Here is a 25,640-nt window from a genome sequence, read left to right on the forward strand (position 1 = left end):
CAAGACAGTTGCTCTCCCGGTGGGAGCCGGGCTTACCTCGCGCCGGGAGAGGGCTTATCTCGCCACGAGACGTGCATGAGTGAGTGAGCCTACGCCCGATCATCCCTTCTCCCATCGGGAGAAGGTGGCGCGAAGCGCCGGATGAGGGTACGTGCGAAGCCTCGTGCAGCTGGGATCCGGCAGGGCTTCGGGATGCGCCGCGCTGGGGGCGCTGGTGATGCACCATCGACTGCGACCCACTGCACAAGGTGGCGCAAAATTTCCTGGTTACTTTTTGCAAACCCATGAATTGCAGACGAATTTAACGCTATCGCGTTGAATCATTTTTTCTATCGTACTTAAGCGGAATAGTGATGAATCATCACTATTTGTGCGATTAACGCACGTGCTGAACGCAAATTTTTCGAGCTGGTAGCACCAGATACAAACGGACCCGACCGTCGCATGAATACAGCGGCGTGCGCGTGTTGCACGGACACGGCAATCGGCGATCTTCACCACGCAGATCCGGGGGGATCCAGCGCTTCCTTCCATCAATGGACATGCCGTGATGACCAACTCCAATCGCCGCTTGCGGTTACGCAGTTTGACGCTCATTCCCTGCCTGCTTGCCAGCGCAGTGGCTTTCGCCCAGCCCGGCGCCGCCACCGCCCAACAGTCGGTTTCATCCCTGGATGCCCAGGCGTTCGCGCGCTCCGGCCAGGTGTGGAGCGCCTTCGGCAGCAACCTCCCGTTCGCGAGCCCCACCAATTGGCCCACCGCCGGTGGCGGTTACTTCAACTCGCGCTTCGCACCGGGTGAGTGGAAGATCAATCGCACCACCGTCAAAGGCCTCAAGCCGGCCTGGACCCTGACCACCACCGGCGACATCTCGGCTACGCCGAGCGTGGAGGGCGGCACCCTGTATGTGCCCGACTGGGGCGGCACCCTGTACAGCGTCGACACCCAGACCGGCAAGCCGAACTGGCAGGCCAAGTTGTCCGACTACACCGGCAACGCCGCCTCGGTGACGCGCAACACCCCGGCCATCAGCGCCAAGAGCATCATCGTCGGCGACCAGGCTGCAGGCACCGTGCTGGCGATCGACAAGAAGACCGGCAAGCTGTTGTGGAAGACCACTGCCGAAGCCAACCCGCAAGCACGCATCACCTCCTCGCCGGTCATCTACGGCAACCGCATTTACGTGCCGGTGTCCTCCGGCGACTGGGGCAATCTCGACCCGACCCATACCTTCAGCTTCCGCGGCAGCGTCGTGGCGCTGGATCTGAACACCGGCAAGAAGCTGTGGCAGTTCTACAACGTGCCCGAGGGCTACACCGGCGCCTCGGTGTGGGGCCAGGTGGCGATCGATCCGATCAGCCGCCGCCTGTATTTCGGCACCGGCAACAACTACAACATTCCGCAGAGCGTGGGCAACTGCGTCTCCAATGCGCGCTCCTACCGCGGCAGCGAGCTCACCGTGCAGGACGAACTGAACTGCATGGCGCCGGATAACTACGTCGACTCGGTGGTGGCGTTGAATCTGGATACCGGCAAGCTGGCCTGGGCCAATCGCGCACAGGGTTACGACGCCTGGAACCTGTCGTGCATCGTCGCACCCACCAACGGCCTTTGCCCGAATACACAGGCAACCAACCTGACCGGCCCCGATTACGATTTCGGTGGTGCCGGCGTGCAGCTGTTCACCGTGTGGCGTGACGGCAAGCCGCAGCAGCTGGTCGGCGCAGGGCAGAAGAGTGGCATCTATTGGGCCTTCGACGCCAGGACCGGCGCCAAGGTGTGGTCCACCCAGGTCGGTCCGGGCGGCACCACAGGCGGCGTCGAATGGGGCACCGCGTTCGACCCGTACAAGTCGCAGGTCTATGTGGCCATCAACAACAGCTCCAACGCCACCTACACGCTGGGACCGGACAACACCGTCAGCCACAACGGCGGCTCGTGGGCGGCACTGGATGCCGCCACCGGCAAGATCAAGTGGCAGGTCAAGGTACCCGGCATCAACCGCGTGAATCCGAACGTGCCGGCCGGCGGCCAGGGCTCGCTGACCGTGTCGCCGAACCTGCTGTACGCCGGTTCGATGGCCGGCAACATGGTCGCCCTCGACACCGACACCGGCGCCACGCTGTGGAACTACGACGCCACCGGCTCGGTCATCAGCTCGCCGGCCGTGGTCAATGGTGCGTTGTATTGGGGCGCCGGCTACGGCCGCTTCAACTTCGGTACTGCAGCGACCAGCAACCAGCTGATCAAGTTCGTGCCGGACAGCGGTGCGGCCAAGTAAGCGGCTAGCACCTGCCCTGCGTTGACGCGCAGCGATGGCAAGACGACGGCGCCACCTTCGGGTGGCGTCGTTGTATCTGCGCTCATCAGGACCCTGACGCAGGACGCGGTGGATGGCGGATGTTTGCGTGCCGATCGGGCACGGCAACAGCGGCGTACCTCCGATTCCCGTCCAATCCAGCTGCGAGGTGGCGCAACAGCGCCACGCCATGCGTTAGCGCCGCGCTTGTGTGTGCGCCCGGGGATGCGCCCAGGCAGTGCGATGGGGTTGCAACTGTCCTGCATGCCGGTCGGGCCAAGCAACCAGGGCGCGCGCGTGATCCACTTAAAATCGGGTGCGCGATCGCCTCCAATGCGCCACCCGGATGTGGCGTCGTGGAATTGGCGCGCGCCAGATCGCGCAGAAGGACAGCGATCGGTGTGCCGAGGTCACACCAAGAGCAACTAACAGAACGACTGCGCTCACCACCAGGCGGGCGCGGCCTGTGCTCGATGCGGCATGTCCCATTCGTACACTGCGCTTCCTCCGCGCCGCCCACGCCCACCTGACGACTGCTGGCTACGTTGTGTTAGCCGCTCTAAATGCCGTGGTGGTCACGCCAGGAAGGCAACGTGTTTCGGTGCCGGCCACGACATCGGTGCACATGCCGGCCACGCTGCGGTAGCGGCATGACCGCTACAAACGCGTGACCTGGCACAGCCGGATCTGCCCAGCTTCCAGCCCATGCGCCTCGGCCGCGCGACGGCGCAAGGCGCACACCAGTCCTGCGGCATCCAGCACACCGTCGGCAGGCACCTCCACGCTATGGGCGAGTTGCCCCCACAGCACCGGCCGACCATCGCAATAGCCTTCGTAGTCGGCGAAATAATGCAGCTGGCGCAGCTCAGGTACCGACGTGGACATCGCCCTGGATCTCCGTGCAGCCCAGATGTTCCAACGCGATTTCCAGCCCGAGCAGATAGCTCTGCGCGCAGTAACCGCGCACCGTCGCAATGCACTCGCCCAGACCCGCCGGCAGGCAGCGCTCCGGCCGGTCGGTGCTGTCGTCATGCGCCTCCACGTAGGGGTAGCGCAACGACGCCAGCACCCGGTGCAGGCGTACGCTGTCCACGCAACTGCCCGGATCGATCAACGCAATTTCCATCCGCGCCTGTCCGGCCACGCGCAAGGCATCCAGCAACTCCTGCTCCGACCCGCAGGCACGCAAGGCCACCGTCTTGCCCGCGTCGCCGGCACACTGCACCAGCTGCCGGATCACGGCCCGCGGCAACGGCTGCGACCCACGCACCAGCGGCGACGATGCTTCCGGCCCACGTACGATCATGATCGACATGCCGGCGTCCTCAGGCAGCCACGCGCAACGGCGCGTGCAACGACGGCAGACAACGCGCGGCAATGCCCAGCGACATCGCATAGGCACGCGGCGCATCGTGCGGCGCAATTACCACCGCCAACGGCGCATGCTGCGGATGCAGCCACGGCTCCAGTTCCTGCGCCGCATCGGCATGCAGCTCGATGTACGGCGTGGGCAATGCATCCACCGCCGCACGCAAGGCCCTGGCACAGCTGCGCTCGGACAGCGGCAGATCGCCCGAGTCCAGCAACACCAGTTCCACCTCGGCATCGCCACCGGCCGCATGCAGCTCGGCAATCAAGCTATCCACATCAGCACACGCCAGCGTGCGCAATGCACGCCCAGCACACTCAGGCAACTGCACCGGCACCAACGGCGCCGGATCGGTCTGAGGACCTCGCAAAATCAGGATACACATCGTTTTTGGCTCAACGCACCACAGTGCGGGAGTGCCAAGGTAGATCTGCGCGGCGTAAAGAGGCTAGGCACGTTCCGGCGTGCTGACATAAAGAGTACGTAATGGCTGCATGTACCGATTCATTCAAAACCCCATCCGCCCTGTAGGACAGCGGCGTAAAGTTCGTCCGCCACCGGTCGATAACGCGTGATTGGAGCCGGGAGCAGGTCAGGATGGAACGCGATCACCCCATCGGGGTTGCAGGATTGCAACGATGAGCTGGGCAATGGAAGCGCTGGGTCTCTCAGCGGATGCCGATGCGCGCGCGATCAAGCGCGCGTACGCCGCACGCCTGAAAACCACTCGCCCGGATGATGATCCGGTGGCATTCCAGCAACTGCACGAAACCTATCAGGCCGCATTGGCGTGGTTAGAAGCAACACCGTGGCTGGACGCCGCAGCGACGGCCGCGGACATCGACGCCGGCACGCCAATGGCATCGAAACAGCAGTCAGTTTCGATCAACGAAGAAGCACGCATCAGCCACCGCCGCGTGCATGCTGAACTCGTGCAGCAGCCGTTGCTGGAAGCCGAACTGACACAGTGGCAGGACGATGCCCATGTGCAGGAAGTCGCCACGCGCATCCTCGCTGCGACCCACTCCATGCCCGCAGCAGACTTTAGCGCCTGGTCGCGCGCCCTGCCCGAACTCTGGTCGCTGGAATTGCGCCCACGCATTGGCTACGACATCGCCAACCGGATAGCACACGATGGCGTGACCCTGTCCGACGCAGCCTTCGATGCCTTGGTCGCCGCTTTCTCCGATGACCCAGACAGCGATTTGCGTTATGCGCTCTGGACCGGCCGCGTGATGGCTATCGTACTTGGGAGGTCGCCGGATCTCCTTGACCAGTGGATGACGCAGCGGGTCACTGTGCTACCCGACGACGAACGCGCCATGCTCGGCACTTACGTCTTGCGTGCATTGCGCCAAAGACAGGCGTCGCTGCCACTGGACGCCATCGACACGCTATCGAGGACTCTATGTTGGAGCCAGTTAGATCACGATCGAGAAGATCGCGCTTGGCTGCACGATGCGCGCAAGTCGGCACAGGTGCAGGAGCGCAGTCGGCGACGACTCGCTGCACTGGCGCCTGGCGGCGATGCGGCCGTTCTGGCCAAGGAACTGGAAGCGGCACACTGGCAGAGGATGACGCCACAATGGGCCGAAGCGCTCAGAGCACGCGTGGTCGGGCCACCCTCACGGTGGGAGTGCTTCCTGTCTGCCTTGCTGCCGATGCGGCCGACCTGGATGTACCGCTTCTGCGGCATCGTCAATCAATGGTTCCCCCGCGGTTTGCCCGCAGTGCTACAGCCGCGACACGTGCGCTTCTGGAGGCAGCTGGGCGACCCGCGACGCCCTCATGGCTGGCAGCTGGCGGTCGATCTTGGACGCGGACTGGTCGTCGCCGCCTTGCTCGCAACCGGGGCGACCTTGATGCTTCCGATTGCCGGTATCGCCGCTGCGTCCTGGATTTTCAGCGCTCTAGGGGCGAGTCTGGCGATCTGGAGTGCGCTGGTGCTGGTCCAGATGGCGGCGCGCTGGCAGGCGCGCACCACGCTTTCGAGCAAGGGTAAGCGCATTGCGCACCGCTGGGCGGTGCCGACAGCCAGCATCGTCATCCTGGCAGGCATGCGCAGCGGCGGTTGGGGAGCCGCCTGTAGCGCAGCGCTTGCCTATATCGCCATTTTTCGCCTCACGGGGCGTATGGAAGCCGATTCACGATCGGCGATCATGCCCATGCTCACGTTTGTGGGACTAGGCACGCCGGTCCTGCTGGTGTCGCAGGCGGGTGCCTGGCCTGGCACGATTTTCGCGCTGCTGCTTTGGGTGGTCTCGCTGATCCAGGATGCGCAGCATCGTCGCCTGCATGGGCACCAATAAAATTTCCGCACTGAATGGACACAAGGATCTGCTCATGATCGTAGGTATCGACCTCGGCACCACACACTCGCTGATCGGCGTGCACGATGCCGAGGGTGGGAGGTTGTTTTCCAATCCGCACGGCAGCCTGCTGACACCGTCGGTGATCAGCATCGGCGACGACGGCAGCCTGCTGGTCGGCCAGCCGGCACGCGAGCGCCTGGTGACACATCCACACCTGAGCATGGCGGCATTCAAACGCTGGATGGGGAGCCCGCGCGAAACCAAGCTGGGCCAGCGCAGCTTCCGCCCCGAAGAGTTATCTGCACTGATCCTGCGCTCGTTGATTGCCGATGCCGAAGCGGCGCTGGGCAGCAAGATCGAAGAAGCGGTGATCAGCGTCCCTGCCTACTTTTCCGATGCGCAGCGTAAAGCCACGCGTGTGGCCGGCGAACTGGCGGGTATTCGCGTGGAACGGCTGATCAACGAGCCCACCGCCGCCGCGCTGGCCTACGGGCTGCAGGAACGTGGCGGCGAAGGCCGCGTGCTGGTACTGGACCTGGGCGGCGGCACGTTCGACGTGTCGCTGCTGGAAATGTTCGATGGCGTGGTCGAAGTGCACGCCAGTGCCGGCGACAATTTTCTCGGCGGCGAGGATTTTCTCGAGGTACTGGTGGAAGGCTTCTGTGCCGAGCATCGCCTCGATGCTGCCAAGCTTGCGCCTGGCGACAGCGCGCAGCTGCGCCGCCGGCTGGAACAGCTCAAGCGCGAACTGAGTACGCAGGCACAAGGCGCGCTCAACGTGAGCATGGCCGGACACAGCTATGCCTGGGAAATCGACGAAGCACGCTTTGCGCAGCTGGCCGAGCCGTTGCTGCAGCGTATGCGTGCGCCGATCGAGCGCGCCTTGCGCGATGCAAAGCTCAAACCCTCTGAGCTGGACGACATCGTGCTGGTTGGCGGCGCAGTGCGCATGCCGATGATCAGCCGCCTGGCCACGCGCATGCTTGGCCGGCTACCGCTGCGTCACGTCAACCCGGATCATGCCATCGCGTTGGGCGCGGTCGTCGCTGCCGGCCTGAAAAGCCGCGACGAGAGCCTGCGCGAAGTGGTGCTCACCGATGTCTGCCCGTACACCCTGGGTACGCAGGTGGCGCGTCAAGGCAACGACGGCAAGGTCCGCTCCGGCTATTTCCATCCCATCATCCCGCGCAACAGCGTGGTGCCGGTGAGCCGCGAGGACCGCTTCTATCCAATGAACGAGCAGCAAAGCCAGGTCATCATCGATGTCTACCAGGGCGAAAATCCCATGGTGGAAAAGAACATCAAGCTGGGAGAACTGCGTGTTGCGCTGGATCCCAAGCGTTCACGCGACGAGCAAGGAGTGCTGACCCGCTTCACCTACGATGTCGATGGGCTGCTGCAAGTCGAGGTGATCGAGGATGCCACCGGCAAGCGTCACGAGCTGGTACTGGAACAGAATCCAGGGCTGCTCGATCGTGAGGAGATCACGCGGCGACTGCAGGCGTTGGCGGCCATCAAGGTGCATCCGCGCGACCAGCAGCAGAATATCGCGTTGATGGCGCGGACCGAGCGCGTCTACGAGGAATACATCGACGCACGGCACATGGTGCAGCAGTGGATGGCGCAGTTCCGTGAGGTGCTCGAGAGCCAGGATCTACACCGTATCGAGCGCCACCGCGACGAACTTGCGCAGGCGTTGGACGAGCTGGAGGCGCGTGCATGAAGTGGGCGCTGGAAGCGCTTGGCCTGGAGGTGGATGCAGATGCGCGTGCGATCAAGCGCGCGTATGCAACACGCCTGAAAGTCACCCGCCCGGACGACGATCCGGTCGGTTTCCAGCAACTGCATGAAACCTACCAAGCCGCGCTCGCCTGGTCGCGTGACCGCGCAGAGAGAGCGATGGTCGATCAGGCCAATGACCAGCATGAAGACACGTCTGAGACCGCGGTGCACAACGACCGGTCTGCCCTGCCACGACAGATCGCCCTCTCTCCAACGCCGGACGCCCAGTACGCCAACGCACAATGGCCCGAGTCGGCGCAGCCGGATGCAGCGCCCCGCACAGCCCCTGCGATTTCTGTCGACTGGATCGCGCCGCCGCAACCGCCGTTGCCCGACGTCGATGTGGAACAAGTGCAGCGACGCATCCTGCGGCAGGCTGCCACAGTGGAGCCGCAGGAACTGCGGCAATGGCTGACCGCGCAACCGGAACTATGGTCGCTGGAGTTCAAGCCGCAGATCGGTAGTACCTTGCAGCGCTGCCTGCTGGCCGACAGCCACGCGCTGGTTGCAGACAACTACGACGTGCTGGCGGACTTCTTTGACTGGGAGCAGTCGCTGGATGCGCCCGACCCTTACGTGGTCGAACAGGCGCGTACACGGATGCATCGCCGGTGGCTGCTGCTACCGGCCGGGCACAGCCAGTTGGCCCGGGAGCTGCAGCGCCGTGGTGATGCATCGGCCTCGCTGCCTCAGGTGCGCAAGCTGCTGGGATGGTTGGCGCCGGCAGAATCGGAGGGCGCCGCACTTGCCGCAATGCTGTGGCCAGGTCGCGCCGACCGCATTCGCCGCCTGCTGGATCTGATCGGCTATCTCCCGGACGGCAGCAAGCCGCCAGCGCCGCTGGATCGGGAAAGTGCACTGCGCTGGTACATAGCCAGCGAGCGGCACCTGTTCAATCCGGCGGCCGCAGTGCTGGGACTGGCGCGCAGCGCGATCGTCGGCAGCGTCTTCTTCCTGCTGTGCCTGTTGCTGGCCATGCTCGACCACAATCCCGCGCCGGCCATGTCGCCAGTCCTGAAGGTTGGCCTGTACGGCGCGGCCATCAGTATCGTCGGCTGGTCCGCCTGGTATTGCTTGACGTCTCTAGGGCGTTGGCAATGTCGGCCCGAGGCCGACCCGCGCGTGAAGCATCCGTGGGTGCAACGCCTGTTCATTCCGGCCATCGGCATGCTGGCAGGCGCATTGATCGTTGCCGGGCTGCAGAGCGCAGCAACCATCGTCGCCTTGCCGCTGCTGTTGATGGCGCTTCTGCGCTGGGCAAGCCGCGAAGGCAAGACCTTCGCGTTTCGCTGGAGCTGGGGATGGATCTGGGCCGCGATCTTCCTCGCCAAGGCCGCCTTCGTCGCGCTTGGCGCACTGATCGCGTATCCAGCGGTCGCGCTGCTGGCGACCGCAATCGCCTGGGGCGCGGACATGATCTCGCAGTGGAAGTTCCGCAAGATCGCAACCCGCTGATCGCTGACGGGGAACCCACCCCAGGCCCTGACGGGATGCGATGACGACGGCGCGCTGCGCGGGGTCGCCCCGCACGCCGCCGGAGTTGCTCCGTGACGTGGCCGATGCGGGAGCCGGTGTTCCCGCATCCGGAAACGGAAGCAACGCGCCTACTTCTCCCGCCGCCAGTTCACAGACCCCTTGGTCTCCACCGTGCTGGATTCGGCTTCCACGTCGAAGCCGCGGCTGAGCAGGTATTTCAGCGTCAGGACCGAACCGCCGCCAATCATCGAGACGCCGTAACCGACATAGAGTTTGGGCGAGAGATACTTGCCAAAGCCCACCACCGAGCCCAGCGTGCTGGATTGGCTGACGCCGGCTTCGTCCAGGCCGAGCTTGGCGCCGATCTGCGAGGCGATCAGGCTGCTGCCAGCCGACAGCGCGGCCGAGGCGGCGCTGACCTGCTGGGTTTCGTCGCTGCTGGCGGTGGACAGGCCGCGGCCGAGCACCAGGTACGACAGCGCTTCGGATTGCGACATCGCCGGCTCGGACCAGACATCGGCGCGTGGCGATTCGGCGCGGCCGCTGACGTCGATACCGGCGGTGACATCGCCGATCTTGCGCTCGGCGCGCAGGCTCACGCGCGGGTCGGAGACGATGTTGTTGTTCCAGGTCAGCTGGCCGCGGGTGATGGTCAGGTCCTGGCCATAGGCCTTGTAGCGGCCGCGCACATCCAGCCCGCCATTGGCGGTCATCTCGCGCCCCGGGCGCGCGCGGATCTGCATCTGCCCGCTCAGGCCGCCCTTCAGGCCGAAGCCGCTCATGTTGACCTTGTCGCCGAGCACGATGGCCAGGTCCATATCCAGGAGCGAGGACGGCGCGGCTTCCGGGTCGACCGGGTCCAGCACCACCACGTCTTCGGACACCGAGGTGCCGCGATCCAGGCGTTCCAGATCGATATCGGCTTCGGGCACGGTGACCTTGCCGCGCAGCTGCATGGTGTTGTCGGTGATGCCGAACTGCATGTCCGGGTTGGCGATGATGCGCAACTCGCTGGTGTTGTACGCCAGCACGTTATTGCCGCGGATATTCAGCAGCAGCGGCGTGCTGGTACCGAACCACGACAACCCGCCATCGACGGTGAGCGTGCCTTCGCCGGATTTGGCCGAGGCGGTGATCTTGGCCGAGCCATCGGGCAGCGCGTCGAAACGGCCCTTGCCCTCGCTCAGGGTCAAACCCATCGACGGGTATTCGGCAGTGAAATCGCTCAAGGTGGCATCGCCGCCGAGCAGCGGCTTGTCGCGGGTGCCGCGCAGGCTCACATGGCCTTCGACCAGGCCCTTGGGCCGCACTACATCGGCCACCACCAGCTCCAGCCAGTACAGACGCGACATGTTGAGATACAGCTCGCCGTTGAGCGGCGCGTATGCGTCCCAGCCGGTGTTGAACTTGGCATCGACAAAGCCGGCGCCCTGGAAGCCGATACCGAGCTTTGCCTGGATCTGCTGCTGGGTGAAATCGGCCTGCACGCTGAACTGGTCGTAGCGCAGCAACTCGCCGCGATTGGGGTTGCCGGCCACGGCGGCGTAACGGGTTTCACCCAGGCGGATGCCGCCTTCGGGCGAAGCGATGCGCAGGCTGCCTTCCCATGCATTGCCGCGCGGCCTGAAACTGCCGTCCAGCGACAATTCGCCACGCAGATAGATCTGCCGGCCTTCCTGCTTGGGCAGCCACGGCTGCACCAGCGACAGCGGCAAGGCATCGCCATGCACCACCATACCCTCGCGCGGCCAGTTGGCGCTGGCGCACAGTGCCCCGCCGGTGGCCGCACCCAGGCAGGTGTCGGACAAGGTGAAGGCCGCGCCGTCTGTGCTGAACTGCGCCGGCTGCCGCAGCGCCCAGGCATCGCCCTTGGCCGGGGCAATCCGCAGCGTGGCGACCTGGCCCTGCCAGCGTTCGCCAGCGCGGCGGACATCGCCCTGCAGCGCGACGCTGGCCATGCTGTTGGCGATATCGGCATCCAGACGCAGCGCTTCCACCGCGCCGCGTGCCTGCACCCGCACGCTGTCCAGCACCACGCCGGCTTCGATGGCAGTGGCCTGCAACGCCAATTGTCCATCGCTGCCGCGCCATGGCAGGCGCCCACGCAGGCTGATGGTTTGCGCGCTGTAGGTGTCCCAGCGCAGGCCGTTGCCGGCGATGTCGGCGGTGATGTCCGGCGCATCGCGGCGGCCGCTGACCTGTAGCTGCCCGCGCACGGTGCCGGTGGCGCCTGGCAGCACGTCGTCCAGTTGCAGCGGCTGCAGTTGCGCGGCGATCTCCAGCTGGTCGCCGACCTTGCCCTTGGCGGTGACGCGGCTATTGCCCAGCGACAGCTGCAGTTCGCCTTCGCCCTGTTCGCCACGCAGGGCGAACTTGCCGTTGGCCGACAGCGCGCGCTGGCGCAGCTGGCCGCTCAGGCCGGGGATGTCGGCAGTGGCCTCGAAACCCGGCGACACGCCACCCGCCGGCGCCGGCAACTGCCGGCCCTTGGAGGCGATCTTGCCGGAGAGGTTGCCGTTCCAGCCCGGCGCGAAATAGCCCGGATCGAACTTGGCCAGTTGCGCGGTGACATCCCATTGCAGCTCCGGCGCCCAGGCCACTTCGCCGGTGACATCCAGCGAGCCGCCCGGCGTTGTGGCCTGCACCTGCTTGAGCTGCGCGCGTTGCTCGTTGCCACGGCTGTCGAATACCAGCGCGGCCTGCTGGCCGTCGCGCTCCACGCTGGCGCGGCCGATCGCCGCCCAGGCTTTCAGCGTGCCGGCAACGCCCAGGCGTGCATCGAGCAATTCCACCGGCACCACCGGCGCATCGGGGGTGGCCGGGTCGGGCGTGGGCGTGAAGCGCAGGCCCTTGGCATTGACCGCAAAGCGGAAGCTCGGATTCTGCGTGTCGCGGAAATCGGCGGTGCCGCGCAGCTGGGTGCGGCCTTCGAAGGTGTCGATCACCAACGGTTCGACCGTCAACACCTGCTCCTGCAGGCTGATGTGCGACGGCTGCAAGGTGGCGCTCAGCTCGCCCTGTTTGACGCTGCCCTGCAGGTCGGCATTGCCGCCCTTGCCGGAGGCAGTCAGGTTCAAGGCGATCGGCGTGGCCGGTGCGGCGGCCGCACCATCGGCGGCCGGCATCAGCAGCGAGGGATCCAGTGCCTCGGTGACGGCCTTGAACGCCCAGGTCGGGTCGTCGCGGCCGGTGAACACCAGGCTGGCCTGCAGCGGGGCCGGTGCACGGCCGGCGATGGCCACTTCCATCTTGTCCAGGTCACCGCGCGCGACCAGGCCCAGGCTGGCCGGCGTGCGACCACGCGCGGCCGGCAGCACTGCGGTGGCGGTGAGATCGGCGTGGTAATCGTCGTTGGGGATGTAATCGCCATGCAGGCGGAAATCGCCCATGTCGGTATCGATCACCAGGCCGCGCGTGCGCAGTTCCCCGGTCGCCACTTCCAGCCCGCCCTGCATCTTGTGCAGCACGATCATCGGCTGCTGCAGCTGGGTGATGCGCAGGTTGTCCACTGCAATCTTGTCGGCCTGGATCGCCAGCGGCACCTCGATCTGCGGCAGCGATTCGGGCCAGCTGGGGAGTTTGAACGGCTCCTCGCTCTTGCCCAGGTTCAAGGTGGCGTTGCTGACCTGCACTGCGTCCAGCTGCAGCTTGCGCCCCAGTAGCGGGCGCAGATCCGGCTCCAGATACACGCGCTCGGCGGTGAAGTGGATGTCCTGATACCTGAAGTCGACATTGCGCAAGGTCAGCGGGCCGGCAACCGGGCCTTCGACGCTGCCGTAAGTGAAGCTGGCACCCACCGGCAGGCGCGCAACCACCTGCGCCAGCAACACGTCGCGCCCGGCCACGGTCTGCAATAACCAATAGATCGCGATCAAGGCCAGCAGCACCAGCCCGAGCACGGTCAGCCCCGAGCCCACCCAGAACCGGCGCCGGCGATAGAAACGCGCACGGCGCGGTGCGGAGGGCGGCGTCGGTGTGCTCACAGGTTGGCCCCGATATCGATATAGAGCTGGAACTGCGAGTCGGGATCGTTCAAGCCGTGTGCAATGTCCACGCGCACCGGTCCCACCGGCGAGCGCCAACGCAAACCGAAGCCGATACCGGTATGCCAGTCGGGGCGGTCGTCGAAGGCGCTGCCGCTATCGACAAACACCGCGCCGCCCCAGGGGCCGCCCTTGAGGTAATGCTCGTACTCGGCGCTGGCAGTGACCACGTTCTTGGCACCGAGCGCGAATTCGTCCGGCTTGGGCGTGCGTGGACCGACTTCGCGGAAGGCATAGCCGCGGATGCTGTTGGCGCCGCCGGCAAAGAACCGCAGGCTGGGCGGCATCGCCACCAGGTCGCTGGTCCAGGTGGTGCCGCCTTCGCCGCGCAGGATGATCCGGCTGTTGTCGCCGGCCCCCAGAAACCAGCGTAGCTGCCCGTAGAGCTGGCCGAAGTTGGTGTCCGACCCCGCACCTTCTGCGCCGCCACGGATCAGCGCCTGGCCCGACACACCGCTGCGCGGGAACAGCCGGTCGTCGACATTGACGTAATTGGCCTGCAGCTGCGGATAGATCAGCGTGGAGGTTTCGTACACCGCACCTTCGAAGTCGTTGCCGCTGCTGAAACGCCAGCGCTCGCGCAAGGCATTGATCGAGGCGATGGCGCTCCAGCGTTCGTTGATCTGGCCGCTGCGGCTGCCGGTGAGTTTGACGTTGCGCAGGTCGATGTACTCGGTCTGCTCGTCGTACAGCCGCGCCGAGGCGGTATACCAGCCGTCGAGCCAGCGGAACGCCGGTACCCGGTAGCTGGTGGTCAGGCTCTTGCGGTTCTGTGCGTAGTCCAGCTGCGTGTCCATCTTGTGGCCGCGCGAATTCACATAGCGCCGCTCCACACCGCCGCGCACACCGGCCCCGCTCTCGCTGCCGTAGCTCAGGCCCGAGGTATAGACAGTGCGCTTGGCGCGGGTGAGCTTGACGTCCACCGGTACGCGGCCATCGGCGTCGGCTTCTTCGGGCTTGGGCTGGATGTCGATGGTGCTGAAGTAATCCAGTTTGGTCAGCGACTCGCGCAGCCGATCCAGCTTGCCTTCGTGGTAGTAGCTGCCTTCGTCCCAATACACCAGCGGGTCGAACAGGCCATCGCGAAAGTAGTCGTAGTCGAAGCGTACCTTGCCCATGTCGTAGCGGCGGCCGCTATCCCAATTCAGGTCGATGTCGGCAGCGTGCTCGGCGCGCGTCACCGCCACCCGGCGCTGGGTGAAATCGGCATCGAAGTACCCGCGCTCGGCCAGGCGCCGTGTGATGCGCACCTTGCTGGCTTCGTATTGCGGGTGGCTGAAGACCTGGCCTTCGCGCGGCTCGAACTGCTTGAGATCCTGCCCCAGATAACGGTCCTGCTCGGCCCAGCCGGTGATGGAGATATGCGAGGTGCGTACCCGGACCGGCTCGCCACGGTTCACGGTGATCACCACCGTCACCCTGTCGCCGTTGCGCGGCGCGGCAAGTTCGATGGTCGGCGAGTAGTAACCGAACGGTTCCAGCGCCTCACGCGTCTGCCGTTCCGCCTGCGCCAGCAGGTACTCCAATCGCGATTCGCCCTGCTCTTTACCGACGGCCTCATAAAGAGACAGGGAAACCTCGATGTTCTCGATCATCTCGGCATCGTCGCCGTCGTCCAGGCCCTTGATCTCGATCTTGTCGATGGTCGCCCGGGCAACCGCTTGCAACGGAACGAACAGGGTACACAGCAGGGAGAGAGCAAACGCGGCTTTAAGCATCGGCAAAGGATACCCAGCCTGGGCGTGAAGGGACAAAAAATCTGAAGAAACACGCCTATACGGCAGCGGACGGAACTGGGTACAGTCGGTACGTTGTTAACGTTTCGTTGACACCCATTGCGTGCGGACCCCCGATTGCCGCGCGCCCGTTCATACCTTTGGAGAGAGAGGTGCGTTTCATGAAGCGTCATTTACTGGTTACCGCGGTCTGCACCGCACTGACCATGCCATCGCTTGCCATGGCACAGGATCAAGGTGAAGTCACTCAACTGGACAAGGTGACGGTGACAGGGTCGCTGATCCCGCGATCCCAGGTCGAAACCGCGACCCCGGTGTTTTCGATTACCGCCCAGGACATCCAGCGTCGCGGCTTCAAGGACGTCTACGACGTGCTGCGCTCGCAACCGATGGCCACCGGCTCGGTCCAGGATGGTCAGTTCAGCAACGGCTTCACCGCAGGCGCCAAATCCTTGAGCCTGCTCGGCCTGGATCCCGGTTTCACCCTGGTGCTGATCGATGGCCGGCCGATGGCCGATTACCCGCTGCTGTACAACGGGCAGAGCAACTTCGTCGATCTGGCCAGCGTTCCGGTGGGCATGGTCGAGCGCATCGACGTGGCGCCCGGTAACCAGTCCTCGATCTACGGCTCCAGCGCAATCGCCGGTGTGGTCAACATCATCCTGAAAAAGCGCATGGACGGCGTGCAGATGAATTACCGCATGGGCACCTATGACGGCGGTGGCGGCAACAACCAGCGCTTTCAGCTCACCGGCGGCAACGAGATCGGCGGCGCCAACATCGTCTGGGGCCTGCAGCTCAACAACCAGGATCCGATCTACGGCTATCAGCGCCGCGATTTCGATTCCACCGACGACAATCCGGACCCGACCCTGCGCTATGGTTCACGCATTGCGCTGCACAACCTCCCCGGCCCCCCGGCCAGCTATGTCGATCCAGGGGCAGACAACTGCGCCGCGTTGGGCGCGCTGTTCAACGGTTCGGTGCAGTACGACAATCGTGCCAACCGCGGCAACTTCTGCAGCAGCCGCACCGTGCCGGGCTATGCCAGCATCCTCAACAAGGAACGCAGCGCCAGCGGCTATGCCAACCTGAGCTATGCGTTCAACGACAACGTCGAGCTGTATTCGACCCTGCTGCTCAACCGCACCAAGGTCGAGGTCAACAGCGGACCCCGCTTCTGGCAGAGTTCTGTCGACACCGGCGGCTTGTTCTACAACGCGGACAGCCAGCAGCTCGAAAGCTATCAACGCGTGTTTGCACCGGAAGAAACCGGCGGCAACGATTTCAACAACAACCGCCAGACCGCCGACTCCTACAACATCGCGCTCGGCCTGAAAGGCGGCCTGGGTGCCAGCAACTGGACCTACGATGCCTATTACGCACGCTCGGAATATCGCATCGACAGTCGTCAGCAGTGGCCGCTGGCCGACCGCATCGAAGATTTCTTCCGCGAACAGTTCCTTGGCGCTTCGCAGGGCGAGTACTACGGCTACCCGATCTATTCGCCCAACGACGCCAACTTCTATCGCGCATTGACTCCGGCGCAGTACCGCAGCTTCAACGACGAAATCCGCACCAAGTCCAGGACCTGGACCCAGAACGTGAACCTGCAACTGACCAACACCGAGTTGTTCAACATGCCGGCCGGTGCGGTCGGCATCGCCGGCGTGTTGCAGGCTGGGAATCAGTACTGGACCAATCCAACCGACCCGCGTGTGATTGCTGGCGACTTCTACCAGCTGACCGGTACCCAGGGCAGCGGCAAGCGCGAGAACTGGGCGGCGGCGTTCGAGATGCGCGTGCCGATCCTGAGCACCTTGACCGCCAATCTGTCCGGCCGTTACGACGACTACAAGAACCAGGGCGGCGGTGGCGACTCCAAGTTCACCTACAAGGCTGCGCTGGAATTCCGTCCGATCGATTCGCTGCTGTTCCGCGGCAACTACGCCACAGCGTTCAAGGCACCGGACATGGCGTTCTCCTTCGCTGGCGACAGCGGCTTCTTCCAGGGCGTCAACGACTACTACCGCTGTGCGGTCGAAGAACCCGGCGTGCCGATCTCCGACTGCACCTATGGCGGCACCAGCATCCAGGGCCGTCGGTCCGGCAATGCGGATCTGAAGTCGATCACCGCCAAATCCTGGGGCGCCGGCGTGGTGTGGTCGCCGAGCGCACGCTTCAGCGTCAATGCCGATTACTACAACATCAAGATCGATGACAAGGTCAGCGACCTGAGCACCGATGCGTTGCTGCAAAACGAATCGGCCTGCCGGCTCGGCGCCCTGGACATCAACTCGCCCACCTGCGTCGACGCGCTGTCGCGCATCGATCGCACCGCCGCCGATGCGCTGGTACCCAATCGCCTGAGCAACATCCGCATCAACCCGGTCAATATTTCCAACGAGGAAATCTCCGGCGTGCTGACCAAGGCGACCTACAACCTGGCCACCGAATCCTGGGGCCTGTTTGTGTTCGACGCGCAGTACAACCTGACGCTCAAGCACGAAAGTCAGCAGTTCCCGCAAGACCCGGTGCGCGACCTGCTGAGCGAGCCGTTCTTCTCTTCCGAGTTCCGCAGCATCACCAATGCCTCGATCACCTGGCAGAAGGATGCGTGGACCACCACCCTGTTCGGCCAGCGTTACGGCCGTACGCCCAACTTCACCGCGGGCCAGAGCACCGATGGCTATGCAGTGGAAGGCGCGCGCAAGGTCGGCGCCTGGACCACCTTCAATGCGACGCTGGACTACGCGATCAACGACGACATCTCGCTCACGGCCACGGTCAACAACCTGACCAATGAGCGTCCGCCGCGCGACCGCACCTACACCGACTACCCGTACTACAACATCTTCAACTACACCGGCTACGGCCGTTCCTACATGCTGGAATTGAACTGGCGCTTCGGCGCGCAGTGAGTCATTGCTTGTGACCGACGACCGGCAGTCAGCATGACTGCCGGTCTTCTTTGCTGCAGGACCATCCACGCAGATGCGCCTGGATTGGACGCAGGAGCAGCGACCAACATCGCCTGGACGTTGTCTGGATGGAGGCCGGGTGCTGGTCGCACTCGCCCTGGCAGACTTGTTGCCAAGAACGCGGGCGGCGCGCGCGATGCCCTCACGCCTGCACGACACACCGTGCGCCCATCCCCATAAATTCCTACGCGGCATCCATCCCGCCACAGGCTCCCGCAAACCGCGAGAACATCGCATCTGCCGACGTGGTGACGTGCCGACGGGGATCAAACAGCAGGCCGCGTCCACCCGACGGTGAGCGCGCGCGTTTGTCAGCCGCTGTTAGGGCGTAGCGCCCGTTTCGATCATGCCTGCATGCAGCAAGGCCTGCCTCAACGGCTCCAGTTGCGTTGCATAGCGGCGCCACGCTTCCACATTGCGGCCATGCACACCTTCGCGCACCTGCACGCTGCTCAGCGTGGCCGACGCTGCGGCATTGCGGGTGATGTCGATCTGCCCTGGCTCTATCGCCAACCCGCAGCGCGTCATCAACTGCTCCAGCACTGCAGACGGATCACGCACCATCTGCGCATAGTCCACATCGATCACCCGGCCCGGCAACGCGGCACGCCAGTGCGCCATCAAGCCGTGATACGCCTGGTAATGCCGCGCCAGGGTCTGCAGGTCGTAGCTATAGGCATAGGAATCGCCGAACAGCGCGCGATAGTTGGAAAAACACACCGCCATCGGCTCGCGCACCAGATGCACGATCACCGCGCCCGGCAGCGCCCGTGCGATCGGCCCGATCGCCACCGCGTTGGCAGGCAACTTGTCGATATACCAGCGGGCCGCCCCCGCACGCCACTGCGTCTGTTCCAGATAACGCTGCCCGACCTGTGCGTAGTCCAGCGTGGGCAGCGCCTGCAACAGGCCTGCATCCAGCAGGCTTCGCCCGGCCTGGTCGGCGCCCCAGCGCAACTGGTGGCCGAAGTCGCTCAGCTCGCCCGCAGAGACAATCTGCGAATGGTTACCCAGCATGCGCTCGAGCACCGTGGTGCCCGAGCGCGGCAGGCCAAGCACGAAGATGGGTTGCGGGCCGTGTGCAGCGTCGGCCGGCGGGGCTGCGAACACGCCCTGATCGGCCAAGCCGCCCAATTGCGCGTACAGCGATGCCTCGGCCTCGGCATCATGGCGCAAGCGTGCGTGCATGACCGCATTGCCCTGTTGCAGCGCATCCCAGGCGGCATCGGTATCGCCGAGGTCCTCCAGCTCCTTGTAGAGCGCGAACGCCAGCCCGGCACGGTCTTCGCTCCCGGGGGCGGAGCGCTGCAACTGCTGGCGCAGCGCCGCGACATGGTTATCGGTCGTGCTCTGGCGACGCAAGCGCGCACGCGTCAGCGCCGCGCGGCCGTAGCCGGGCTTCTGCGCCAAGGTCTGTTCCAGCGCCTGCGCGGCCGCATCCAGATGCCCGTTGAACTGCAATTGCACGGCAAGGAAAAAGCGAAAATCCGCGCCATCGAATCCGCAGGCCTGCGCGCGCTGCATCATCGCCAGCGCTTCGGGATGTTCGCCCAGGGATTGATGCACATGCGCCAGCAAGGCCAGCGTCGCGCCATCGCCACACTGCAGCACCGATGGATGCCGCAACAGCGCATGCAACGGTCGATGTTCGCCGACGCGCAACAGCGCTTGTGCCACACGGCAACGCAGCGTCACATCCTCGCCCAGATCGCGCGCAGCCAGGCGCAGCTGGGTGACCGCCTCGCGCATCCTGCCGCTCGCCAGCACGGTGCCGGCCAACAGCACACGGGCCGACACATGCGTCGGCTCCACGTCCAGCAGCGCCTGCAACGCAGACGCCGCCACACCCAGGTCGCGGCGTGCCAACGCGGCCTGCGCGGTCTGCCAGTGCACCGCGCAGGCGGACGCAGCCATCAGCTGGACAGATGCTCGATGGCGGCAACGCTGCCTAGGCGGTCGCCGAGCTTCTTCAGCAGCGCCAGACGGTTGGCACGCAGCTGCGGGTCTTCGGCATTGACCATCACGCCATCGAAGAACGCGTCCACCTGTGGGCGCAGGCGGGCCAGGCGCGCGAGCACGGCAACGTAGTCGTGGCGGTGCAACGCATCGCCGGTATCGCCGATGGCCGCTTCCACCGCTTCGGCCAGCGCTTCTTCGGCCGGTTCGCGCAGCAGCGTGGTGTCGATGTCGCCAGGGATCTCGCCGTCGACCTTGCGCAGGATGTTGCGGATGCGCTTGTTGGCTGCGGCCAGGGCCTCGGCTTCGGGCAGCGTGGCGAAGATGCCGATCGCATCGATGCGGCGGTCGAAGTCGTAGAGGGAGCCGGGCTTCAGTTCGGCCACTGCGTTGAAATGCGATGCCGGCACACCCTTGTCTGCGTAGTAGCCGCGCAAGCGATCAAGGATGAAACCATAGATCTCCGTATCGATCTCAGGCGTATCCGACCTGAGGATGCGCAATGCGCGGGTCTGCAGCGCGTCCAGGCGTTCGGTATCGACACAGTTTGGCCGGTTGAGATAATCGGCCTCATCTTCAACGAGCTTAAAGAAGAATCCCAGGCTTTCCAGTCGCGCAGCCGAAGGTCGTGCCGCAAGGAGGATCAGTGATTTAAGGATCCATTCTCCGAGGTTGAGATCAAACCCAGACTCAATCACCGTCCGCGCCAATCCCAGCGCATTACGCCGCAGCGCGAACGGATCCTTGTTGCCGGTCGGCTTCAATCCGGCCGCAAAGCCACCTGCCAGGGTATCCAGCCGCTCGGCAATCGCCAGCACCTTGCCCAGCGGCGACAGTGCGATGTCGTCGCCGGCAAAACGCGGCTGGTAGGCCTCGTCGATCGCCAGCGAAATCTCGCTCGGCTCGCCTGCGGCCTTGGCGTAATGACGCCCGGCAATGCCCTGCAGTTCCGGGAATTCGTTGACCATGCGCGACTGCAGATCGTTCTTTGCCAATTGCGCAGCGCGACGCGCCTGCACCGGATCGGCACCGACTTGCGGCGCAATCGCCTCGGCCAGCGCAGCCACGCGCGCGACCTTGTCGGCCACCGTGCCCAGCTTGGCCTGATAGGTCACGCTGGCCAGACCCGCACCCATCGCCTCCAGGCCCTGCTTGAGGTCTTCGTCGAAGAAGAACTTGGCATCGGCAAACCGCGGACGGATCACCCGCTCGTAGCCCTTGGCCACTTCGGCCACGTCCTTGGAGACGATGTTGGCGATACCGATGAACTGCTCGGTCAACTTGCCGCCGTCGTCCAGCACCGGGAAGAATTTCTGGTTGATTTCCATGGTTTCGATCAACGCTTCCTGCGGCACCGCCAGGAACGCGCGCTCGAAACTGCACAGCACCGCCGACGGCCATTCGACCAGGTTGACCACCTGTTCCAGATTGTCGTCGCTGATGCGCGCACTGCCGCCAGCCTGTTTGGCAGCCGCTTCCACTTCTTCAACGATGCGGGTACGGCGCGCATCGACATCCACCAGCACATGCGCACTGCGCAGCGCGTCGATGTAGTCGCTCGGCGCAGACAACGATACCTCGCCTTCATGCATGAAACGATGTCCCCGCGTGACGCGGTCGCCACGCACGCCCAGCAATTCGGCCGGAATCACCTCGTTGCCGAACAGCAGCACCAACCATTGCACCGGCCGTGCGAAGGCATAGTCGTGGGCGCCCCAGCGCATCGGCTTGGGGATCGGCATCGCGGCGATGGCTTCGCGCAGAATCTCCGGCAATAGCGCGGCGGTTTGCGCACCCGGCGTCACTGCGCGATGCACGAAACGCTCGCCCTTGGCATCGCTGGTGCGCTCCAGCGCGGTCCAGTCGATGCCGGCCTTGGCCGCAAAACCGGACAGCGCCTTGGTCGGGTTGCCGTCGGCATCCAGCGCGATGTTGAGGTACGGCCCCAGCACTTCGGAGCGCTGCTCCGGCTGCTCGGTGGCCACGCCCGGCAGCAGCACCGCCAGGCGCCGCGGCGTGGACAGCGGCTTGGCGTCGCCACGGGTGACGGCGATGCCGCGCTTTTCCAGCCCGCTCAACACGCCGTCGAAGAAGGCCTGCGCCAGGCCCGGCAGCGCCTTGACCGGCAGCTCTTCGGTGCCCAGTTCGATCAGCAGGGGGTGCATCTGAGTCATTGCGTCGGACCTTGGTTTTCGCTTGGTTCGTCAACCGACGAAGGTGGCTTGATGATGTCCTTCTCCCGCGTGCGGGAGAAGGTGGCGCGATGCGCCGGATGAGGGTTGCGCGGCGGCGACGGCTGCTGCCCCCATCCGCCCTGCGGGCACCTTCCCCCGCCAGCGGGGGAAGGCAACAGCATCAGCGTTTTGGGAAAAGCATCAGCGTTTGACCCCGGGAAACCCCAGCTTCTCCCGCTGCGCGTAATACGCCTGCGCCACGCTTTGCGACAACGTGCGCACGCGAAGGATGTAGCGCTGGCGCTCGGTCACGCTGATCGCGCGGCGCGCATCCAGCAGATTGAATGCATGGCTGGCCTTGGTGACCTGCTCGTACGCCGGCAACGGCAAGCCGACCTCGACCAGGTGCTTGGCCTCGGCTTCGCAGGCGTCGAAGCGATGGAACAGCTCGGCCACATTGGCATGCTCGAAGTTGTAGGCGCTCTGCTCCACCTCGTTCTGGTGATACACATCGCCATAGCTCACCGGGGTGCCGTCCGGGCCGTAGGTCCACACCAGGTCGTAGACGTTGTCGCAGCTCTGCAGGTACATGCACAACCGCTCCAGGCCGTAGGTGATCTCGCCGAGCACCGGCTTGCACTCCAGCCCGCCAGCCTGCTGGAAGTAGGTGAACTGGGTCACCTCCATGCCGTTGAGCCAGACTTCCCAGCCCAGGCCCCAGGCGCCGAGCGTGGGCGATTCCCAGTTGTCTTCGACAAAGCGCAGGTCGTGCACCAACGGGTCGATGCCCAGCGCCTTGAGCGAGCCCAGGTACAGGTCCTGGATGTTGTCCGGGTTGGGCTTCATCGCCACCTGGTACTGGTAGTAGCGCTGCAGCCGGTTGGGGTTTTCGCCGTAGCGGCCGTCGGTGGGGCGGCGCGAGGGCTGCACGTAGGCGGCATTCCACGGCTCCGGGCCCAGCGCGCGCAGGAAGGTAGCCGGATGGAACGTGCCCGCACCCACTTCCAGGTCCAATGGCTGGATCAGCACGCAGCCCTGATCGGCCCAGTACTGGTTGAGGGTCTGGATCAGGCCCTGGAACGTGATTGGAACGCGGCGGGAATCGGACATGCAGCAGGGGCCGTGCGAAAGGGGTGCGTTAGTATACCGGCCCACCCGCGGCGCTTTGCCGCGGGTGCATCGCGGCAGGGGAATCACCAGCATGGAACAGCGGCGCAACGCCGACCCGGACAGCGCAGCGGCGATCCTGCCGCGTGGCCGGTTGATGTTCGACCCGGTCGCGGCCGCCCTGCTGGCCGATGGCATGGTGGTACCGCACGAACACGAACGCGTGCAGTTCTCCGCTGCGGGCGTACGCAACGCCAGCGAAGTGCATCCGCTGGTGCTGCTGGCCAACCTCAAGCTGCATGCCGCGCAGGCGCCGGCCGGCGAGCTGGGCCTGGAACGGCTCACCGAATGGCTGGCCACCCGTACCGGCCTGCGTTATCTGCGCATCGACCCTACCCGCATCGACGTGGCTGCGGTCACCGGCGTGGTGTCGCATGCCTACGCGCGCCGTCACCGCATCCTGCCGCTGGCGCTGGATGCCGAGCGCGTGCTGATCGCCACCAGCGAGCCGCTGGCGCTGGAGTGGCTGGCCGACGTGCAGCACCTGAGCCGTCGCCGCATCGAACTGGCGCTGATCAACCCGCTGGACCTGCATCGCTACACGATGGAGTTCTTCGGCGTGACCCAGTCGGTGCGCGGCGCGCGTGGCGATGCGCGCGGCGCGGAGTCGAGCTCGGGCCTGCCCAGCTTCGAACAACTGGTGGAACTGGGCCGCGCCGGCGACGTCAATGCCGACGATCACCACATCGTGCATATCGTCGACTGGCTGCTGCAATACGCCTACGAGCAGCGCGCCAGCGACATCCATCTGGAGCCGCGTCGCGAGGCCGGGCGCATGCGCTTTCGCATCGACGGGGTGCTGCACAAGGTGCTGGAAGTCCCGCCGTCGGTGATGACCGCGGTGGTCAGCCGCATCAAGGTGCTCGGCCGCATGGACCTGGCCGAACGCCGCCGTCCGCAGGACGGCCGCATCAAGACCCGCTCGCCGGGCGGGCGCGAGGTGGAAATGCGCCTGTCCACCATGCCCACCGCGTTCGGCGAGAAATGCGTGATGCGCATCTTCGACCCGGATTCGGCGTTCAAGAGCATCGAACAACTCGGCTTCAGCCCCGAAGAAGCCGCCGGCTGGAGCGCGCTGGTCGAACGCCCGCACGGCATCGTGCTGGTCACCGGCCCGACCGGCTCGGGCAAGACCACCACGCTGTATTCAACGCTCAAGCGCCTGGCCACGCCGGATGTGAACGTGTGCAGCGTGGAAGACCCGATCGAAATGATCGCGCCGGAATTCAACCAGATGCAGGTGCAGCAGAACATCGACCTGGATTTCGCCAGCGGCGTGCGCACGCTGCTGCGGCAGGACCCGGACATCATCATGATCGGCGAAATCCGCGACCTGGAAACCGCGCAGATGGCGGTACAGGCTTCGCTCACCGGGCATCTGGTGTTGTCGACGCTGCACACCAACGACGCCGCCTCGGCGATCACCCGCCTGCTCGACCTGGGCGTGCCGCATTACCTGGTCGCGTCCACGCTCAACGGGGTGCTGGCGCAGCGGCTGGTGCGCACCCTGTGCGTGCACTGCAAGCGTCCGCACACGCTCAGCGACGGTGAGTGGGCGGCGATCCGCGAGCCGGGCGAGGCGCTGCCGGAGGTGCTGAACGTGCACGCGCCGGTCGGCTGCCTGGAATGCCGCCGCACCGGTTATCTCGGCCGCGTGGGCCTGTACGAATTGCTGCCGGTGAGTCCGCGCTTGCGCAGCCTGATCCGCGCCGACACCGACCTGGCCAGCTTCAGCCAGGCCGCCCGCGGCGACGGCCTGCGCACGCTGCGCCGCACCGGCCTGGAAAAGATCGCCGCCGGGCTGACCACCATCGAAGAAGTGCTGTCGGTGCTCCCACCGCGCGAATAGGTGGGTCATCGCCCCGACCGCGCTGGTTTGTGCAGTTCGCATGCGATCGCCCCCGATTCTGGGTAGACCCGACCCCGGCGTGGATTGCCTGTGCGAGCGCCAGACGCCGCCTGCCGCGACGCACGCTGCGCCCGGGCGCCCGCACGACCGCCACCTCATACGGCGGCGTCCAGGCCACTGCGCTCAACCGACCAGAACGACCCGCTGCAAACACCACCCGGCACAGGCTCGGCGCAGGGCGCACGGCGCTGGCCAAGACGGTGCCATGCCCTGCGACCAGACGTGACAGCGGCCCGTCGCTCTCCCGTTCAAGCGCCTCAGGGTGTGCCCTGACTGTTTCGGCGAGAACGCGGCGGCGGTCCCACGCGCCCGTCTGCCGCTATCGGTACAACCCCAACCGAGTCGTTGAAGAGCGCACCGCACCCCTGGGGCTGCGTATTGCAGCGCCTCGTCCGTCTCGCATTCGAGCGCCCCAAGGCATGTTCCGACGACTGCA

At 65.3% G+C, this 25,640-nt stretch carries 14 protein-coding genes and 1 other RNA gene; 7 read left to right on the forward strand and 8 right to left on the reverse strand.

All coding sequences use genetic code 11. The annotated features are described in order from the left end of the window. The first annotated feature begins 550 nt into the window (after positions 1 to 550). Together Y887_RS12715 and Y887_RS19140 are read left to right on the forward strand one after the other, a co-directional pair. Complete coding sequence (locus Y887_RS12715) at positions 551 to 2,281, forward strand: outer membrane protein assembly factor BamB family protein (RefSeq protein ID WP_046964687.1); 1,731 nt, start codon at positions 551 to 553, stop codon at positions 2,279 to 2,281. 498 nt (positions 2,282 to 2,779) lie between these two features. Next, positions 2,780 to 2,855: non-coding RNA, sX9 sRNA (locus tag Y887_RS19140), on the forward strand. A 101-nt stretch (positions 2,856 to 2,956) separates the two neighbouring features. Here Y887_RS19140 and Y887_RS12720 read toward each other — a convergent pair. The 3 genes from Y887_RS12720 to Y887_RS12730 are packed head-to-tail and all read right to left on the reverse strand — an operon-like array spanning position 2,957 to position 4,053. Beyond that, positions 2,957 to 3,184: a hypothetical protein gene (locus tag Y887_RS12720; protein ID WP_006449106.1), complete on the reverse strand. Its 228-nt coding sequence runs from the start codon at positions 3,182 to 3,184 to the stop codon at positions 2,957 to 2,959. Then, positions 3,165 to 3,614: a type II 3-dehydroquinate dehydratase gene (locus tag Y887_RS12725; RefSeq protein ID WP_046964688.1), complete on the reverse strand. Its 450-nt coding sequence runs from the start codon at positions 3,612 to 3,614 to the stop codon at positions 3,165 to 3,167. Before Y887_RS12725 ends, Y887_RS12720 begins: the two co-directional genes overlap by 20 nt. Positions 3,615 to 3,624: 10 nt before the next feature. Next, positions 3,625 to 4,053 carry a hypothetical protein gene (locus Y887_RS12730; protein ID WP_046964689.1) on the reverse strand — a complete coding sequence of 143 codons (429 nt, stop codon included), beginning with the start codon at positions 4,051 to 4,053 and terminating at the stop codon, positions 3,625 to 3,627. A 253-nt stretch (positions 4,054 to 4,306) separates the two neighbouring features. On the opposite strand from Y887_RS12730, the gene Y887_RS21105 reads away from it, so the two are divergent. Genes Y887_RS21105 through Y887_RS21110 form a run of 3 tightly spaced genes read left to right on the forward strand, consistent with a single transcriptional unit; the run spans position 4,307 to position 9,217 of the window. Next, positions 4,307 to 5,977, forward strand: a complete 1,671-nt coding sequence (locus tag Y887_RS21105; protein ID WP_181113203.1) for a J domain-containing protein — start codon at positions 4,307 to 4,309, stop codon at positions 5,975 to 5,977. Between the two features lie 34 nt (positions 5,978 to 6,011). Further along, on the forward strand, positions 6,012 to 7,703 hold the full coding sequence (locus tag Y887_RS12740) for a molecular chaperone HscC (protein ID WP_046964709.1): 1,692 nt from the start codon (positions 6,012 to 6,014) through the stop codon (positions 7,701 to 7,703). After that, a complete protein-coding gene (locus Y887_RS21110) occupies positions 7,700 to 9,217 on the forward strand; it encodes a hypothetical protein (RefSeq protein ID WP_046964691.1) in 1,518 nt (505 codons plus the stop codon). The genes Y887_RS12740 and Y887_RS21110 overlap by 4 nt, the downstream gene beginning before the upstream one ends. A 149-nt stretch (positions 9,218 to 9,366) precedes the next feature. Here the strand turns inward: Y887_RS21110 and Y887_RS12750 are convergent, their stop codons facing one another. Both Y887_RS12750 and Y887_RS12755 read right to left on the reverse strand, forming a co-directional pair. Then, positions 9,367 to 13,221, reverse strand: coding sequence for a translocation/assembly module TamB domain-containing protein (locus tag Y887_RS12750; RefSeq protein WP_046964692.1), 3,855 nt, complete (start codon positions 13,219 to 13,221; stop codon positions 9,367 to 9,369). Beyond that, positions 13,218 to 14,999, reverse strand: a complete 1,782-nt coding sequence (locus Y887_RS12755) for an autotransporter assembly complex protein TamA (protein ID WP_046964693.1) — start codon at positions 14,997 to 14,999, stop codon at positions 13,218 to 13,220. The genes Y887_RS12750 and Y887_RS12755 overlap by 4 nt, the downstream gene beginning before the upstream one ends. A 239-nt stretch (positions 15,000 to 15,238) precedes the next feature. Here Y887_RS12755 and Y887_RS12760 point away from each other — a divergent pair, with 239 nt between their 5' ends. Then, positions 15,239 to 17,938 carry a TonB-dependent receptor domain-containing protein gene (locus Y887_RS12760; RefSeq protein WP_181113209.1) on the forward strand — a complete coding sequence of 900 codons (2,700 nt, stop codon included), beginning with the start codon at positions 15,239 to 15,241 and terminating at the stop codon, positions 17,936 to 17,938. A gap of 381 nt (positions 17,939 to 18,319) precedes the next feature. On the opposite strand, the gene Y887_RS12765 is transcribed toward Y887_RS12760, so the two are convergent. From Y887_RS12765 to glyQ, 3 genes are all read right to left on the reverse strand, one after another. After that, positions 18,320 to 19,912, reverse strand: coding sequence for a tetratricopeptide repeat-containing sulfotransferase family protein (locus Y887_RS12765; RefSeq protein WP_046964695.1), 1,593 nt, complete (start codon positions 19,910 to 19,912; stop codon positions 18,320 to 18,322). Then, the gene (glyS, locus tag Y887_RS12770) at positions 19,912 to 22,128 is read right to left on the reverse strand and encodes a glycine--tRNA ligase subunit beta (RefSeq protein ID WP_046964696.1); all 2,217 of its coding nucleotides are present in this window, start codon (positions 22,126 to 22,128) and stop codon (positions 19,912 to 19,914) included. The genes Y887_RS12765 and glyS overlap by 1 nt, the downstream gene beginning before the upstream one ends. 201 nt (positions 22,129 to 22,329) lie before the next feature. After that, a complete protein-coding gene (glyQ, locus tag Y887_RS12775) occupies positions 22,330 to 23,238 on the reverse strand; it encodes a glycine--tRNA ligase subunit alpha (RefSeq protein WP_046964697.1) in 909 nt (302 codons plus the stop codon). Between the two features lie 91 nt (positions 23,239 to 23,329). Between glyQ and Y887_RS12780 the strand changes: the two genes are divergently transcribed. Continuing rightward, a complete protein-coding gene (locus Y887_RS12780; RefSeq protein ID WP_046964698.1) occupies positions 23,330 to 25,144 on the forward strand; it encodes a GspE/PulE family protein in 1,815 nt (604 codons plus the stop codon). Positions 25,145 to 25,640 lie beyond the last annotated feature (496 nt).

The sequence above is a fragment of the Xanthomonas pisi DSM 18956 genome (assembly GCF_001010415.1).
In the GTDB taxonomy this organism is placed as follows: Bacteria; Pseudomonadota; Gammaproteobacteria; order Xanthomonadales; family Xanthomonadaceae; genus Xanthomonas; species Xanthomonas pisi.